Below are 14,863 nucleotides of genomic sequence, written 5' to 3'. Positions count from 1 at the left end.
TGCAGGCGCTTTGTTAACGAGGGTGGGGAGAAATTGAGTCATGAGCGACGCAAAGCCGATCTGGATCAGGGATCCCCTGGCCATTCTCGCTGACGGCGCCGGGCGCGGGATCGTCGTGAGGGATGGCCGTATCGTCGAACTCGTGCCCGCAGGCGGGACGCCTGCGACCGCAGACGTCGCGGTGTTCGATGCGAGTGGGCATGTCGTGCTGCCTGGCCTCATCAACACCCATCATCATTTTTATCAGACGTTGACGCGGGCTCTGCCGGGGGCGATGGACCGCGAGCTGTTTCCCTGGCTTCAGGCGCTCTATCCGGTGTGGGCGAAGCTGACGCCCGAGGCGCTCGAGCTCGGCGTCACCGTGGCGATGTCGGAACTGCTACTCTCGGGCTGCACGACGACGACCGACCATCACTACGTGTTTCCCAGGGGGCTCGAAGAATCCGTCGATATCGAGGTCGGCGTCGCAAAGCGGCTCGGCGTCCGCGTGCTGCTGACGCGCGGCTCGATGAACCTGTCGCAACGCGATGGCGGCCTGCCGCCCGACAGCGTCGTGCAGGACGAAGACACCATCCTCGCCGACAGCGCGCGCGTCGTCGCCAAGCATCACCAGCGCGGCGCGGATGCGATGGTGCAGATTGCGCTTGCGCCGTGCTCGCCGTTCTCGGTGACGACGTCCTTGATGCGCGCCACCGCCGATCTCGCCGACAAGCTCGACGTGCGTCTGCACACCCATCTCGCCGAGACCGAGGACGAGAACAAATTCTGCCAGCAGATGTATGGCTGCCGTCCGCTCGACTATCTCGAGCAATGCGGCTGGCTCAACGGGCGGACCTGGCTCGCGCACGGCATCTTTTTCGACGCCGACGAGATGAAGCGGCTCGGCAAGGCCAAGACCACAATCAGCCACTGTGCGTGCAGCAATCAGCTGCTGGCGTCGGGCTGCTGTCCGGTTTGCGAGATGGAGGAGGCCGGCGTCGGCATCGGCCTCGGCGTCGACGGCTCGGCATCGAATGACGGGTCCAATCTGATGCAGGAGGTGCGCGCGGCCTTCCTGTTGCAGCGGGCGCGCTACGGCGTGACCAAGGTCAGCCATAAGGATGCGCTACGCTGGGCGACAAAGGGTTCGGCGGCCTGCGTCGGCCGTCCGGAACTCGGCGAGATCGCGGTCGGCAAGGCGGCCGACCTCGCGCTGTTCAGGCTCGATGAGCTGCGCTTCTCCGGCCATGGCGATCCCATGGCCGCGCTGGTGCTGTGCGGCGCGCATCGGGCTGACAGGGTGATGGTGGCGGGGAACTGGGCCGTGATCGACGGTGCGATCCCGGGACTGGACGTTCCGGACCTCATCCGCCGGCACAGCGCCGCGGCGCGGACGATGCAGGCGGGATAAAGCATGATCCGGAAAAGTGTGAAGCGGTTTTCCGGAAAGATCATGCTCAAACAAAGAGCTAAAGCGCGATGACGATTCAACCAATCTCATCGCGCTTTAGGATAGAAAGAGGGGGCGGCCACAAGTGCCGGGTGCTTCTGGCCACCCCCTCCGAACCTCCTCCGGGAGGAGCAGGTGATTTAGGCAATGCAAGAAGCGTGCTACTTGCCCGGCAGCTTGTCGTCGATGCCCTTGACGTAGAAATTCATGCCGAGGATCTGGCCGTCGTCGAGATTGGCGCCGCCCTTGCACTCGATCTCCTTGCCGTCCTGCCCAACGACCGGGCATTTGAACGGGTGCAGCTTGCCGGCAGTGATCGCCGCCTGGGCATCCTCGGCGATCTTCTTCACGTCGTCAGGCATGTTGGTGTAGGGCGCCATCGCGAACATGTGGCTGTCGAGGCCGCCCCAGGTGTCTTCCGACTTCCAGGTGCCGTCGAGTTCGGCCTTGACGCGGGCGATGTAGTAGGGGGCCCAGGTGTCGAGGATCGAGGTCAGCTGGGTCTTGGGCCCGAACTTGATCATCTCGGAGTCCTGGCCGAAGGCGAGCTTGCCGCGTTCGCTGGCGATCTGCATCGCGGCGGGCGAGTCGGTGTGCTGCATGATCACGTCGGCGCCCTGGTCGATCAGCGCCTTGGCGGCGTCGGCTTCCTTGCCCGGGTCGAACCAGGTGTTGGCCCAGATGATCTTGACCTTGATGTTCGGGTTGATGCTCTGCGCCGCGATCATCGTCGCGTTGATGCCGGAGACGACCTCGGGAATCGGGAATGAGCCGATATAGCCGAGCACGCCTGACTTCGACATCTTGGCGGCGATCAGGCCTTGGATGTAGCGGCCCTGATACCACTTCGAAGAATATGTCGACATGTTCTTGTCGCGCTTGTAGCCGGTCGCGTGCTCGAAATGCACGTTCGGATACTTCTTGGCGACCTTCAGTGTCGGATCCATGTAGCCGAACGACGTCGTGAAGATCAGCTTGTTGCCGGCGCGAACCAGCTGCTCGATGGCGCGCTCGGCGTCGGGACCTTCGGGGACGTTTTCGAGATAGGTGGTCTCGATCTTGTCGCCGAACTCCTTCACCAGCGCCTGGCGGGCAAGCTCATGCTGGTAGGTCCAGCCGAGATCGCCGATCGGGCCCAAATAAATGAAGCCGACTTTCAGCTTGTCGGCGGCGGAGGCTGCACTGACGCTCCCGGCAAGCAGAAGCCCGGCAGCCAGTGCAAGAAGTGATTTCCTCATCATCAATCTCCAAACATCAGGGGAAAGCCACGATCCGCAACCTGCGCGCCCCATCGCGCATGCTGGGAAAGCCAAAACTCTAGAGCATGATCCGGAAAAGTGTGAAGCGGTTTCCCGAAAAGATCATGCTCAAACAAAGAGCTAAAGCGCGATGACGATTCAACCCAATCTCATCGCGCTTTAGCGGTCAGGCACGAACACGGTGCCGAGCGCGGCCGGCGCGGTCGAGCCGCCGGTGCGGGCACGGGAGAGCAGGACCAGCACGATGACCGTCGCGAGATACGGTAGCGCCGACATGAATTGCGAGGGAATGCCGACGCCCCAGCCTTGCGCATGCAGTTGCAGGATCGTCACGGCGCCGAACAGGTAGGCGCCGACCACGAGCCGGCCCGGCCGCCAGGATGCGAACACGACCAGCGCGAGCGCGATCCAGCCGCGGCCCGCGGTCATGCCAGGAATGAAGAACGGCGTATAGGCGAGCGGCAGATAGGCGCCGGCAAGACCTGCGCAGGCGCCCCCGAACATCACGGCGAGGGTGCGGATGCGCAGCACGGGATAGCCGAGTGCATGTGCGGAGACGTGATTGTCGCCACAGGCGCGCAGGATCAGTCCCGCACGCGTGCGGTACAGGAACCACCACACGCCGATGATGAGAGCGATGGAGAAATAGACGAATGCGTCCTCGCCGAACAGCACGCGGCCGATCAGCGGAATGTCGGTGAGGCCGGGAATGTGCAGATGTGCAGCCGGCGTGAGGCGCTCGCCGACAAACCCTGCGCCGATCAGGCCGGACAGGCCGACGCCGAGGATGGTCAACGCCAGACCCGTTGCGACCTGGTTGACCGCGAGGCCGAGCGCCATCAGTGCGAAGATCAGCGACATCAGCACTCCCGCGATGATGCCGAACAGCGCGCCGATGAAGATTGATCCGGTGAGCCAGGCGCCGCCAAAGCCGCAGGCTGCGCCGACGATCATCATGCCCTCCACGCCGAGATTGAGCACGCCGGACCGCTCGGTCACGAGCTCGCCGGTTGCCGCGATCAGCAGCGGTGTCGAGGCGGCGAGCACCGACAGGATGATGGCTTCAACCAGCTCCACGGGTCACCTGTCGGTTCGGGACGACCAGCTTGAAGCGGTAGAGAATGAGAGAATCGCAGGCGAGGACGTAGAAGAGCAGGATGCCCTGGAACACCTTGGTGACGTCCAACGGGATCTTCATTGCGATCTGCGCCTGCTCGCCGCCGATAAAGGTCAGGGCGAGAAAAAGGCCTGCAATTAATATTCCAAGCGGGTTCAGCCGGCCGAGGAAGGCAACGATGATCGCGGTGAAACCGTAACCGGGCGAGATGCCGGGCTGCAGGTGTCCGACGGGGCCGGCGACCTCGATGATGCCGGCAAGGCCCGCGAGCGCGCCGGACACCGCGAAGGTCAGGATGATCAGCTGGTTGGCGTTGAAACCGCCAAACCGCGCGGCGCGAGGAGCAGCGCCAACGACACGGATCTCAAACCCCTTGATGGTGCGCCCGAGCAGGATCGCGGCCGCCGCGACGACGAGCAAGGCGATGATCGAGCCGAGATGCAGCCGGCCGCCTTCGATCAGCAGCGGCACCGTTGCCACGGGATCGAACTCCGCGGTGGTCGGGAAATTGAAGCCGTGCGGATCGCGCCAGGGTCCGCGCACGAGGTAGTCGAGGAAGAGGTCGGCGACATAAACCAACATCAGGCTGGTCAGGATCTCGCTGGCGCCGAACTTCACCTTGCAGATCGCCGGGATCAGCGCATAGAGCGCGCCTGCGACCGCCGCGAGCACCAGCATCGCCGGAAGCACCCAGGCCCCGGCGTCGGTGCCTTGCGTCTTCACCGCGATCCAGCTTCCGGCCACCGCGCCGATCAGGAATTGTCCTTCAGCGCCGATGTTCCAGGCATTGGCGAGGTAGCAGAGCGACAGCCCGATCGCGATCATCACCAGCGGCGTCGCCTTCACTGCGATCTCCTGGAGCGAATAGCTGTCGGTCAATGGCGCGATGAAATAGGCCTGCAGCGCGAGAAACGGATTCTTGCCGAGGATCGCGAACAGGATGGTCATGGTCACGATCGTCAGACCGATCGCGATCAGCGGCGAGACCAGCGCGATCGTGTTGGAGCGCTCGGTGCGCTTCTCAAGCACCAACTGCATGCGCGGCCTCCTTCGGCTCCAGGCTGCTGCCGCCCATCAACAGGCCGAGCTTCTCGCGCGTCGCTTCGCTTGCTGCCAGCGGAGCGGATAGCCGGCCATGGAACATCACGGCGATGCGGTCGGCGATCTCGGTGAGTTCGTCGAGATCCTGGCTGGTGACAAGCACCGCGGCGCCTGCGGCGGCAAGGTCAAGCAACGCCTGGCGGATGACGGCGGCTGCTCCAGCATCGACGCCCCAGGTCGGCTGGCTCACCACCAGCACAGCAGGGTTGCGCAGGATCTCGCGGCCGACGATGAATTTCTGCAGATTGCCCCCGGAGAGGGATGCCGCTTCCGGGTCGCGCTTGGCCTTGCGCACGTCGAAGGTCTCGGTCGCCTTGTCCACCGTCTTCAGCGTGGCCGCGGTGTCGATGAAGCCGTGATTGACCATGCCGCTGGCGGCGTGTCCCGTCAGCAGCGCGTTCTCCGATAGCTTCATGCGCGGCGCGGTGCCGTGGCCGAGCCGCTCTTCGGGCACGAAGGCGGCGCCGAGCTTGCGGCGCTTGGTGATCGAGAGGTGGCCGGCAGCGATGCCTTCGATCACGATCGTTCCGGGATCCTTCGACGGCCGCTCGCCGGACAGCGCGGCAAACAATTCGTCCTGACCGTTGCCGGCGACGCCGGCGATGCCGAGGATCTCGCCGCCCTTGAGCTCGAACGAGATGTGTTCGAGCCGCACCCCGTGCGCCTCGTCGGGCGCGAGCGAAAGATCGTTGACGACGAGCCGCGGTATCGTCGTCTGCCGCCCGGCCGCCGCCTTCACTTCCCTGATCTCGCCGCCAACCATCATGCGCGCGAGCGAGGCGGCGGTCTCCTGCCTGGGATTGCAGGTCTGGATCTTCTTGCCGCCGCGCAAAATGGTGGCGGTGTCGCAGAGGCGCTTCACCTCCTCGAGCTTGTGGCTGATGTAGAGGATGGCGCGGCCCTCGGTCTTGAGCCGCTCCAGCACGACGAAGAGCTGGTCCGCCTCCTGCGGCGTCAGCACCGCGGTCGGCTCATCCAGGATCAGGAATCTTGGATTCTGCATCAGCGCGCGAACGATCTCGATTCGCTGGCGCTCGCCGACGGAGAGTTGCCAGACCTCCCGTCCGGGATCGAGCGGCAGTCCGTAGGTCCTGGACACCTGCTCCAGCCGCGCCGACATGTCCTTGAACGATTCCTTGCCGTCGAGGCCAAGGGCGACGTTTTCGGCAACGGTGAGGTTGTCGAACAGCGAGAAGTGCTGGAACACCATGCCGATGCCGCGGCTGCGCGCCTCGGAGGGCCCGGACAGCACGATTGGTTCGCCCTGCCAGCGGATCTCGCCGGCAGAGGGTTGGATCAGCCCATAGATCGCCTTCACCAGCGTCGATTTGCCGGCGCCGTTCTCGCCAAGCAGGGCGTGGATTTCCTTCGGCCAGACGTCGATGTCGATGGAATCGTTGGCGAGGAAATCCCCATAGCGCTTGGTCAGCCCGACCGTCTTGAGCAACGGGGACTCGCCGGAATGCAGGCCGTTAGGCGTCGGATCTAACATTCGTTGATGCGCTTGCATGGGATGCAGTGCCTCAATAGTGGGCTAGTTTGAACCGCCGCGTAAGGTGTGAAAAAGCGTCATCCCTTGCTTAACGCTTCGGCAGGAGAGGGGGCCGCGAGTCGCGAGGGCTCGTCGAACCATGATTGCCTCCAGGTGAGGGGCCGGGGCCGTTGCGGCGCGGCCTGCAGGCGAGGCCTGTTGCAAATTTGTGACGGTTTAAACCAAATCGGAACCCGCTGGGCAGGCTTGATGTGATGCTGAGCAAAATCGCGCCAGCCTGCGTATGCAATGCAGGTTCTCCACGACAGCCATTGCCCGCATTGGGATTCGCATCGCGCGGTCGGGTTAAAACGCAAACGAAATCAACCGGGAATGTTTGGCATTGCGTTGTCGATCCTGCGCGGCGGCGACACGCAAAAACCCGCAGATTTCCGCGGTGAATCGTCGCTCGTTGCCGAAACATGCGGCATGCCTTGAAAAAAGTTGAGGCTTCTCACTCCGGGACTTCGGCGCAAGTGTCGCACCCAAGGGACGTTCATTTTTACGTGTCCAAACTTGGGGGTATTCAGGATGTCGTTTCGTTTCAAGGCAGTTGCAGCAACGGCGCTGTCACTTGCTACGCTGGCCATCGGTGGCTGGGCTCACGCGGCGGATCTGCCGGTCAAGGCGGCCAAGAAGGCGCCTGACCTTCCGTTCTTCCTGGTGATCGATGATCGCGTGTCGTTCTCCTGGATGCCGAAGGGCACCGATCCCGGCATGTGGAGCACCCGGCCGGACGGCAGCATCAACGGCACCACCGCCAAGCAGGTCTACTCGTTCACGCACTTCGACCTCTGGGCCTACGGCACCAACTTCTTCACGATCTCGATGTTCAAGTCGGGTCATAACGACCCGGCCTCGCCCTGTACCGCGCCGGGCGTGAACATCAACGGCACCCCCAGCGACTGCGCCGGCGCTACCGAGATCTATGGCCTGTTCCGTTCCACCTTCGGCTGGAACGAGCTGTTCAACACCAAGACCTTCACCGCGGGCCCGCTGCACAACATCTCGTTCGAAGTCGGTATGGACGCGAACACCGAAAACAACTTCCTCGCGCCCGCCAAGCGCGACGTGGTCGGCGGTCTCCAGTTCGCCTTCGACCTTCCCTACAAGGGCTACATCGACGTCGCGCCGTTGGTGTACTGGGAGTTCCTGAATCACAACGCCTTCACACAGTGCGGCCTGTTCGGCGCTGGTGTCGCGGGTGTGACCTGTAACTCGGACGGAAACGTCAGCTATCGTGCGACCTGGGCCGTCGAAATCAACTACTACATGGACCTCGGCTTCCTGCCGCCGAACATGCAGTTCTGGTCGATCAGCGGCCGTGCCGGCTGGTATGGCCCGAAGGGCGATTCGAACGGTCTTCCCGCGCTCTCAGGCATCGGCCGGTTCTCGACCGCTTCGAAGACCGAGCTGAACAGCGAACCGATCCGCCTGACCTTCGACGCGTCGAAGGCCGCCTGGGGTGACAAGTACTCGCACTTCGTCGACCTCTGGGTCGCCTATCGCTACTGGCAGAACAAGTTCGGCCTCGACCACAACGCCATGCCCGGCGTCTGCACGGTCGCCGCGACCGGCCAGAGCACCAACAGCTGCACCGAGTCCACCGTCTACGGTGGCGTCACTGTGAAGTTCTGATCGAGCTGGGATTTCAGGATCGAATGGCGCCGCGAAGGAATGCGCGGCGCCATTCGTGTTTGCGGAGAGGACCGCTGCCGTAGGGTAGGCAAGGCGACTTGTCCGCCAAATTACGCAAATTACGGTGACAGTGCTGGACTGCACCCCTGAAGTGAGACACGGTAATTGCAGTGACAGTGCCAGACTTTGGCCCAAATCGCCGGTACGCAATCACGAGCATCTGGTTCAGCCGTGATCTGAGGATCACGAAGACCAAGACTTCGCGGGTTGCCTTGGCGTCCAGCTCGTGCCGCCCCGAAAACGGCCAGCATAGCATCATGCCACTGTTTTGCCCGACAGATCAAACGATATTCGTGAAATACGAAATGGCGCCGCCTGAATCGCGCCCGACCTGACAGCGCGGCTGGTTGCGAAAACGAACCCGCGCCGCGTCCAGGACGATCCTCGCCGGTTCGCTGCGGATTTGCTCGATGCTGCAATGACTTGCCGATTCAATTGCCGATTGACACCCGTGCCGGCGAGCAATCGCGCTTCTACTGTGCATGGGGTTGTCTTCGATTCTTTTGCCTACTTCGTCCACACGCCGTCGTGCAGCGCTGCGGCTTCGTCTTCGAGCAACGGCCCCACCACCTCGGTCGGCCGCTGGCCGCTCAAAAAAAAAGACGTCGCGGCAGGGCAGGTCGGGTGTCGGGTTCTCCGGGTGGTTGCCGGTGATGCCACGCAGACGGTGCTCGCTGAGGCCGTAGACGACGCGGCCGATGCCGGCCCAGTAGATCGCGCCCGAACACATCGCGCAGGGTTCGGCGGAGGAATAGAGCGTCGCCGACGCCAGCACCTCGCGGCCCAGCGTGCGGCAGGCTTGCGTGGCGGCGAGGCGCTCGGCATGCGCAGTGCCGTCATGATCAGGCATGTAGCCGTTCTCGGCTTCGATCAGCACCTTGCCATCGGCACCGACGACGATGCAGCCGAAGGGATGGTTGCCATGCGTGAGGGAACGGCGGGCGACCGCGAAGGACAAACGCAAAAAGTGCTCGTCGCGTTCGCCTGCGCTGTCCATCGATGCTCCGCGTCTAGTGCCCCGCCATGTGCCGGCCGACCTCGGTAAGATCGGCCTCGCTGGTCCGTGCTTCATACACGAATTCGCCATGGAACATTACCACCAGCCGGTCTGAGAGTTCGAGCAATTCATCGAGATCTTCGCTCACCAGCAGCACCGCCGCGCCGCGGTTGCGTGCGGCCATGATCTCGGCGTGGATCTGCGCCACGGCGGCGAAGTCGAGCCCGAAGCAGGGATTGGCCGCGATCAGCACCTCGACATCGCCGGCTAGCTCGCGGGCGAGCACGGCGCGTTGGACGTTGCCGCCTGAGAGCGCCGAGATCGGCGTCTCCGGCGTGCGTGTCTTGATCTTGTATTGTCCGATCTTCTTCTTCGCGTCGTCGCGAAAGGCGCCGCGGTCGAGCCACCAGCCGCCGCTTGCGAAGGGTGCGCGATCGAACTCGCGGAAGGCGATGTTGTCGGCGACGCTCATGCCGCCGACGCAGGCGTTCTTCAGCGGCTCCTCCGGAAGGAGCGACATCTTGTGGCGCCGCATCTGCTCGCGACTGGCGTGATAGGGAATGCCGGCGACGCGGATTTCGCCGCCTTCGGCCTCGCGCTGGCCGGCGAGGACTTCGACCAGCTGGCGCTGGCCGTTGCCGGAGACGCCGGCAATGCCGACGATCTCGCCGGCGCGCACGGTCAGGGAGACGTCATGCACGGCAACGGCGCCCGCATCGTCGAGCGCGCGGACGTTGGCCAGCTCCAGGCGCGCCTTGCCGGCTTCTCCGGTGCGTGGCGGCTGCACGGTCAGCTCCTCGGCGCCGATCATGGTGCGCGCCATCGCGTCCGGCGTCAGCTCGGACACCTTACCGGCACCGGCGAGCTTGCCGCGGCGCAGGATCGTAACCTCGTCGGCAAAGGCCATGACCTCGCGGAACTTATGCGTGATCATCAGGATGGTCAGCTCGCCCTTGACGACCATGTCCCGCAGCATGCCGAGCACCTCGTCGGCTTCAGCCGGCGTCAGCACCGAGGTCGGTTCGTCCAGGATCAGGAAGCGGCGCTTCAGATAGAGCTGCTTCAGGATCTCGCATTTCTGCCGCTCGCCGGCGGAGATGTCGGAGACCTTTGCTGAGAGAGGCACCTTGAAGGGCATCCGCGCCAGGAAGGCCTCGAGCTCCTTCATCTCCTTCGGCCAATTCACCACGGCCGGCACATCGTCGCGGGCCAGCACGAGGTTTTCGGCAACCGTCATGGCGGGCACCAGCGTAAAGTGCTGGTAGACCATGCCGAGCCCGAGCGCGTGGGCGTCCTTCGGGTTGGCGATCGCCTGCTCGCGGCCGCCGACGAGAATGTCGCCCTCGGTCGCGTGATAGTAGCCCATGATGCATTTGACGAGGGTCGACTTGCCCGCGCCATTCTCGCCAAGCAGTGCATGGAACGAGCCGGGCCGTACCTTCAGCTCGACATTATCAAGCGCGAGAAAGTCGCCGAAGCGCATCGTCATCGCGATGGCGTCGACGCCGAAGGCGCCGACGAGCGGAGGCGGCTCACCAATGATCACGAGATCGCTCCGATGAAGGCGTCCGAGGTCGAGACCGCGCCGAACACTCCGCCCTGCATCTTGATCATTTTCAGCGCGTGATCGTGGTTGCTCTTGTCGGTCGCGCCGCAGCAATCGTGCAGCAACACACATTCGAAGCCGCGGTCGTTGGCCTCGCGCATGGTGGTGTGGACGCAGACGTCAGTGGTGATACCAGTCAGGACGATGTTTTCAATGCCGCGCACGCGCAGGATCAGCTCCAGATCGGTGGCGCAAAACGAGCCCTTGCCGGGCTTGTCGATGATCGGCTCGCCCGGCAGCGGCGCCAGCTCTTCGATGATGTCCCAGCCGGGCTCGCCGCGCACCAGGATGCGGCCGCATGGGCCGGGATCGCCAATGCCGGCGCCGATCTGCCGCGAGCGCCAGCGCTTGTTGGCGGGAAGATCCGAGAGATCGGGGCGATGGCCCTCGCGGGTATGGATGATGTGGAAGCCCTGTTTGCGCATGGCCGCGAGCAGCTTCTTGATCGGCTCGATCGGCGCCCGCGTCAGCGAGAGGTCATAGCCCATCTTGTCGACATAGCCGCCGACGCCGCAGAAATCGGTCTGCATGTCGATGATGATGAGCGCGGTGTTTTGCGGACGCAGATCGCCGTTGTAGGGCCAGGCATAGGGCTCGGACTTGATGGTGCGCTCGGGCATGATTTCGCTCTCTAGCGGGTGATCGACAATTCGGCCGGGGCTCCGGTCAGGGTGCGTTTCGGCGAGCAGGTGATGATCATGATCGCCAGCGTCAGGATGTAGGGCGCGGCGTTGAAGAGGTGATAGCCGGAGGTAACGCCGACCGACTGCAGTGCCGGTCCCAGCGCAGCAGCGCCGCCGAAGGCGAGCGAGGCCCACAGGCACAGCAGGGGATCCCAGCGCGCGAAGATCACGAGCGCGACCGCGGTGATGCCCTGGCCCGAGGAGAGGCCCTCGTTCCAGCTTCCAGGATAGAACAGCGACAGAAACGAGCCGCCGATGCCGGCGAGGAAGCCGCCGACCATGGTGGCGCGCAGGCGGATCAGCAGCACAGAGTGGCCCATCGCGCGTGCCGCATCCGAACTCTCGCCGGCGGTGCGGAGGAGGAGGCCCCAACGCGTGGTGCGGAAGGCCCAGTAGAGTATTGGTGCGAGCGCGACGCCAATCAGGAACAGGACGTTGACCCGCAGCGCGGCGCGCACCTGCGGGATGTCGCTCCACCAGCCGAAATCGATCGCGGGCAGGCGCGGTGCGGTCGGCTCGATCAGGGGCTTGCCGAGATAGAAGGCTAGGCCGGTGCCGAATAGCATCAAGGCGATGCCGACCGCGACGTCGTTGACGCGCGGCAGCGAGCAGATGCCCGCATGCAGAGCGCCGAGAAGAGCACCCGTGATACCGGCGGCGAGCACGCCCAGCCAAGGAGATCCCGTGAGGTAGGAGATGCCATAAGCGCTCATCGCGCCCATCACCAGCGTGCCCTCGAGGCCGAGATTGATGCGGCCCGAACGCTCGGTGATGCATTCACCGAGGCTTACGAACAGGAACGGCGTCGAGACGCGAATGGCGCCGCCGAGCACGGCGAGCGGGACGGTCCAGAGTCCGATTGATCCGTCTGCCATCAGGATTTGCCTTTCAGGAATCCGATGCGGCCGTAGAGCGCATCGCTGGCCAGCACGAAGACGAAGATGATGCCTTGGAGCACCAACACCGATGCATCAGGCAATCCCAGGCGGCGCTGCAACAGGCCGCCGCTGGCGCTGATGCCGCCGAGCAGGATTGCGACAGGGATGATGGCGAGCGGATTCTGCCGCGCCAGGAAGGCAACCAGGATGCCGGTGAAGCCGTAACCTGCAGCGAGGTTGGCATTGGTGCGGCCCTGGACAGCGGCGACCTCGACCATACCGGCAAGACCCGCGGCGCCGCCTGCGAGGAAGCAGATGGTGAGGATCAGCTTGCTGACGCCGAGGCCGACGATTTTTGCAGCGCGGATGTTGCCGCCGGCAACGCGCGCGGCGAAGCCGAAGACGGTGTGATAGATCAGGATGTAGGCGGCAACCGCGGCGATCAAGCCGAAGACCAAGCCCCAATGCACGTCCGTGCCGGGAATGGAGCCGATCATATTGACGGCGCCGATCTCGCGCGTCGATGGCTTGTTGAGGCTAGCGGGATCCCGCATCATGCCTTCGACGAGATGATTGAGGATCGCGAGTGCGATGTAGACGAGCAGCAAGCTCGAGATCGTTTCGTTGACGCCGCGATATTGCCGCAAGGCGCCCGCCAGCATGATCCACAGACCGCCGCCGATGACGCCGGCAACAACCATGGCGATCTGCACGACGAGCGGCGGCATGCCCTGAAGCAACAATGCGGCGCTCGTCGCCGACAACGCGCCGATCAGCAGCGCGCCCTCGCCGCCGATGATGACCATGCCGAGTTGCGCCGGCAGTGCCGTGCAAAGCGCGGTGAGGATGAGGGGCGCGGCACGCGTCAGCGTGTTCTGCCAGGAGAACCAGGTGCCGAAGGCGCCGTAGTACATATAGAAATAGAGGTCGAGCGGGTTCTTGCCGAACAGCATGACGAAGATGCCGAACACCACGAGCGCGCCGGCCAGCGCCGCGCACGGGATCAGGACATACTCGATCGTGCCGCCGTGGCGTCGCAGAAAGCCGAGGTCGGCGGTCGGGGCAATTGTCCCGACCGCCTCGGCAGAATCCGCTGCTTCCGATGTCACGAAGTCGCTCCGATCACGCCTTCGACGAGGTAGTCCATCTTTTCGAGCTCGGGATCCTTCTGGCCGCGATCGGTGCCGGCCGCGATCACGGTCTTGCCCTTGTTGTCGACCAGCCCGCCCTTGAAGATGGCAAACCCGTCCGCGGACAGGAATTTGGCCTTGGCCTCGTCTGCCGCCTTGCGCGCTTCCGGCGAGACGGCCTCGCCATAGGCAGAGACCTTGACGATCTCTTCCTTCAGGCCGCCGCGATAGAAGTTCGGGATGCTCTCGCCGGCGGCGATCATCTTGACGAACTTCGGATAGAGCGCTTCCCAGTTCCACTCAGCGCCGGTGAGATAGGCCTTGGGCGCCAGCGCCGACTGGTTGGTGTGATAGCCACAGACGAAGGCGCCGCGCCGTGCGGCGTTCTCGACCATGGTCTTGGGGCCGTCGACGTGGCAGGTCAGCACGTCCACACCCTGGTCGATCAGGCTGTTGGTGGCTTCAGCCTCCTTGACCGGCATCGACCAGTCGCCGGTGAAGATCACTTGCGTCGTGGCCTTTGGATTGACGGACTTCGCACCGAGCGTGAAGGCGTTGATGTTGCGCAGCACCTGGGGGATCGGCTTGGCCGCGACGAAGCCGAGCTTGCCGCTCTTCGACGTCAGGCCCGCGACGATTCCGGAGATATACTGGGCTTCGTCGATATAGCCGAAATAGCTGCCGGCGTTCTTCGGATCCTTGTCGGTCCAGAGACCGCCACAGTGCTCGAAGCGCAGCTTCGGGTACTTGGCGGCCATCTTGATCATGTGCGGATTGTAGTAACCGAACGAGGTCGGGAAGAGCAGGGTGGCGCCGTCGAGGTTGATCATGGACTCGATCGTCTTCTCGACAGCGTCGGTCTCGGGCACCTTTTCTTCCTCGACGACCTTGAGACCCGGAATCTTCTTCAACGCCGCCGCGCCCTGCGCGTGGGCCTGGTTGTAGCCGTAATCGTCGCGCGAGCCGACATAGATGAAGCCGATTGTGGTCTCGGCCGCGAAGGCCGGGCGTGCGCCGGCCGCTGCGCCCAGGGTGAGGGCGGCACCGCCCTGCAACAAATGACGTCGTGAAATCCTGCCAAAATCCATTGCTTGCTCCCCTTGGCGGATTGACCGCCTCAATCTCGCGGCTGCGCCGGTTTGGCGGAGCCCGGGATGGGATGTCGCAAGCTTCGTGCCAGAGGCTAAGGGGTATGCATACGAACTCAAGTAATTGAAAAAACATCAGATATATGGAATGTGCAAATTTTGGTCAGGAGTTTTTCAGATTAAATTTTAGGCAATATTTTATGATTGTATGCAATTGAGTTAAGCAAGTCTTAGCGGCTCTCGCGCGTGCGTGGACGACCGCAGGCCGTTCGGCTGGCCGCCCATGGACGTGCTAACCACGCGATGCCCCGCGACGGCGCTGGTCTGAATTCGCTGGCACCGAACT

The 14,863-nt window shown here is 63.7% G+C and carries 12 protein-coding genes and 1 pseudogene; 3 read left to right on the top strand and 10 right to left on the bottom strand.

The annotated features are described in order from the left end of the window. Positions 1-40: 40 nt before the first annotated feature. Positions 41-1,390, top strand: coding sequence for an 8-oxoguanine deaminase (locus L6637_RS31605; RefSeq protein WP_237872971.1), 1,350 nt, complete (start codon positions 41-43; stop codon positions 1,388-1,390). 200 nt (positions 1,391-1,590) lie between these two features. Here the strand turns inward: L6637_RS31605 and L6637_RS31600 are convergent, their stop codons facing one another. The 4 genes from L6637_RS31600 to L6637_RS31585 all read right to left on the bottom strand — a co-directional run bounded on the left by L6637_RS31600 (position 1,591) and on the right by L6637_RS31585 (position 6,398). Continuing rightward, positions 1,591-2,667 carry a BMP family ABC transporter substrate-binding protein gene (locus L6637_RS31600; RefSeq protein WP_237872970.1) on the bottom strand — a complete coding sequence of 359 codons (1,077 nt, stop codon included), beginning with the start codon at positions 2,665-2,667 and terminating at the stop codon, positions 1,591-1,593. A 180-nt stretch (positions 2,668-2,847) separates the two neighbouring features. Continuing rightward, the gene (locus L6637_RS31595) at positions 2,848-3,765 is read right to left on the bottom strand and encodes an ABC transporter permease (protein WP_237864714.1); all 918 of its coding nucleotides are present in this window, start codon (positions 3,763-3,765) and stop codon (positions 2,848-2,850) included. Beyond that, positions 3,752-4,843 (bottom strand): ABC transporter permease, encoded by a 1,092-nt coding sequence (locus L6637_RS31590; RefSeq protein WP_237872969.1) that lies wholly within the window; start codon positions 4,841-4,843, stop codon positions 3,752-3,754. The genes L6637_RS31595 and L6637_RS31590 overlap by 14 nt, the downstream gene beginning before the upstream one ends. After that, a complete protein-coding gene (locus tag L6637_RS31585; RefSeq protein WP_237872968.1) occupies positions 4,827-6,398 on the bottom strand; it encodes an ABC transporter ATP-binding protein in 1,572 nt (523 codons plus the stop codon). The genes L6637_RS31590 and L6637_RS31585 overlap by 17 nt, the downstream gene beginning before the upstream one ends. A 288-nt stretch (positions 6,399-6,686) precedes the next feature. Between L6637_RS31585 and L6637_RS31580 the strand changes: the two genes are divergently transcribed. Continuing rightward, on the top strand, positions 6,687-6,875 hold the full coding sequence (locus L6637_RS31580) for a hypothetical protein (protein WP_237872967.1): 189 nt from the start codon (positions 6,687-6,689) through the stop codon (positions 6,873-6,875). A gap of 93 nt (positions 6,876-6,968) precedes the next feature. Beyond that, positions 6,969-8,075 (top strand): hypothetical protein, encoded by a 1,107-nt coding sequence (locus tag L6637_RS31575; protein ID WP_237872966.1) that lies wholly within the window; start codon positions 6,969-6,971, stop codon positions 8,073-8,075. 567 nt (positions 8,076-8,642) lie between these two features. Here the strand turns inward: L6637_RS31575 and L6637_RS31570 are convergent. The 6 genes and pseudogenes from L6637_RS31570 to L6637_RS31545 form a co-directional block, all read right to left on the bottom strand. Then, positions 8,643-9,132, bottom strand: a pseudogene (locus tag L6637_RS31570) (nucleoside deaminase). Between the two features lie 13 nt (positions 9,133-9,145). Then, positions 9,146-10,678, bottom strand: a complete 1,533-nt coding sequence (locus L6637_RS31565) for an ABC transporter ATP-binding protein (RefSeq protein ID WP_237872965.1) — start codon at positions 10,676-10,678, stop codon at positions 9,146-9,148. Continuing rightward, positions 10,675-11,358: a biuret amidohydrolase gene (gene biuH, locus L6637_RS31560; RefSeq protein ID WP_237872963.1), complete on the bottom strand. Its 684-nt coding sequence runs from the start codon at positions 11,356-11,358 to the stop codon at positions 10,675-10,677. Before biuH ends, L6637_RS31565 begins: the two co-directional genes overlap by 4 nt. Positions 11,359-11,369: 11 nt before the next feature. Next, on the bottom strand, positions 11,370-12,296 hold the full coding sequence (locus L6637_RS31555; RefSeq protein WP_237872962.1) for an ABC transporter permease: 927 nt from the start codon (positions 12,294-12,296) through the stop codon (positions 11,370-11,372). Further along, positions 12,296-13,408, bottom strand: a complete 1,113-nt coding sequence (locus L6637_RS31550) for an ABC transporter permease (RefSeq protein ID WP_237872961.1) — start codon at positions 13,406-13,408, stop codon at positions 12,296-12,298. Before L6637_RS31550 ends, L6637_RS31555 begins: the two co-directional genes overlap by 1 nt. Next, positions 13,405-14,517: a BMP family ABC transporter substrate-binding protein gene (locus L6637_RS31545; RefSeq protein WP_237872960.1), complete on the bottom strand. Its 1,113-nt coding sequence runs from the start codon at positions 14,515-14,517 to the stop codon at positions 13,405-13,407. The genes L6637_RS31550 and L6637_RS31545 overlap by 4 nt, the downstream gene beginning before the upstream one ends. Positions 14,518-14,863 lie beyond the last annotated feature (346 nt).

Origin of the sequence: Bradyrhizobium zhengyangense (genome assembly GCF_022012435.1) — a bacterium.
Classification (GTDB): domain Bacteria; phylum Pseudomonadota; class Alphaproteobacteria; order Rhizobiales; family Xanthobacteraceae; genus Bradyrhizobium; species Bradyrhizobium zhengyangense.
Note: the sequence above shows the minus strand (reverse complement) of the source record. Positions and strands in the feature narration are given on the sequence as shown.

What these genes read in the sequence shown, in the direction of transcription:
- L6637_RS31590 (WP_237872969.1), bottom strand. Translation starts at nt 4,843, where the DNA reads ATGCAGTTGGTGCTTGAGAAGCGCACCGAGCGCTCCAACACGATCGCG.
- biuH (WP_237872963.1), bottom strand. Translation starts at nt 11,358, where the DNA reads ATGCCCGAGCGCACCATCAAGTCCGAGCCCTATGCCTGGCCCTACAAC.
- L6637_RS31545 (WP_237872960.1), bottom strand. Translation starts at nt 14,517, where the DNA reads ATGGATTTTGGCAGGATTTCACGACGTCATTTGTTGCAGGGCGGTGCC.
- L6637_RS31600 (WP_237872970.1), bottom strand. Translation starts at nt 2,667, where the DNA reads ATGAGGAAATCACTTCTTGCACTGGCTGCCGGGCTTCTGCTTGCCGGG.
- L6637_RS31605 (WP_237872971.1), top strand. Translation starts at nt 41, where the DNA reads ATGAGCGACGCAAAGCCGATCTGGATCAGGGATCCCCTGGCCATTCTC.
- L6637_RS31555 (WP_237872962.1), bottom strand. Translation starts at nt 12,296, where the DNA reads ATGGCAGACGGATCAATCGGACTCTGGACCGTCCCGCTCGCCGTGCTC.
- L6637_RS31575 (WP_237872966.1), top strand. Translation starts at nt 6,969, where the DNA reads ATGTCGTTTCGTTTCAAGGCAGTTGCAGCAACGGCGCTGTCACTTGCT.
- L6637_RS31580 (WP_237872967.1), top strand. Translation starts at nt 6,687, where the DNA reads ATGCAGGTTCTCCACGACAGCCATTGCCCGCATTGGGATTCGCATCGC.
- L6637_RS31585 (WP_237872968.1), bottom strand. Translation starts at nt 6,398, where the DNA reads ATGTTAGATCCGACGCCTAACGGCCTGCATTCCGGCGAGTCCCCGTTG.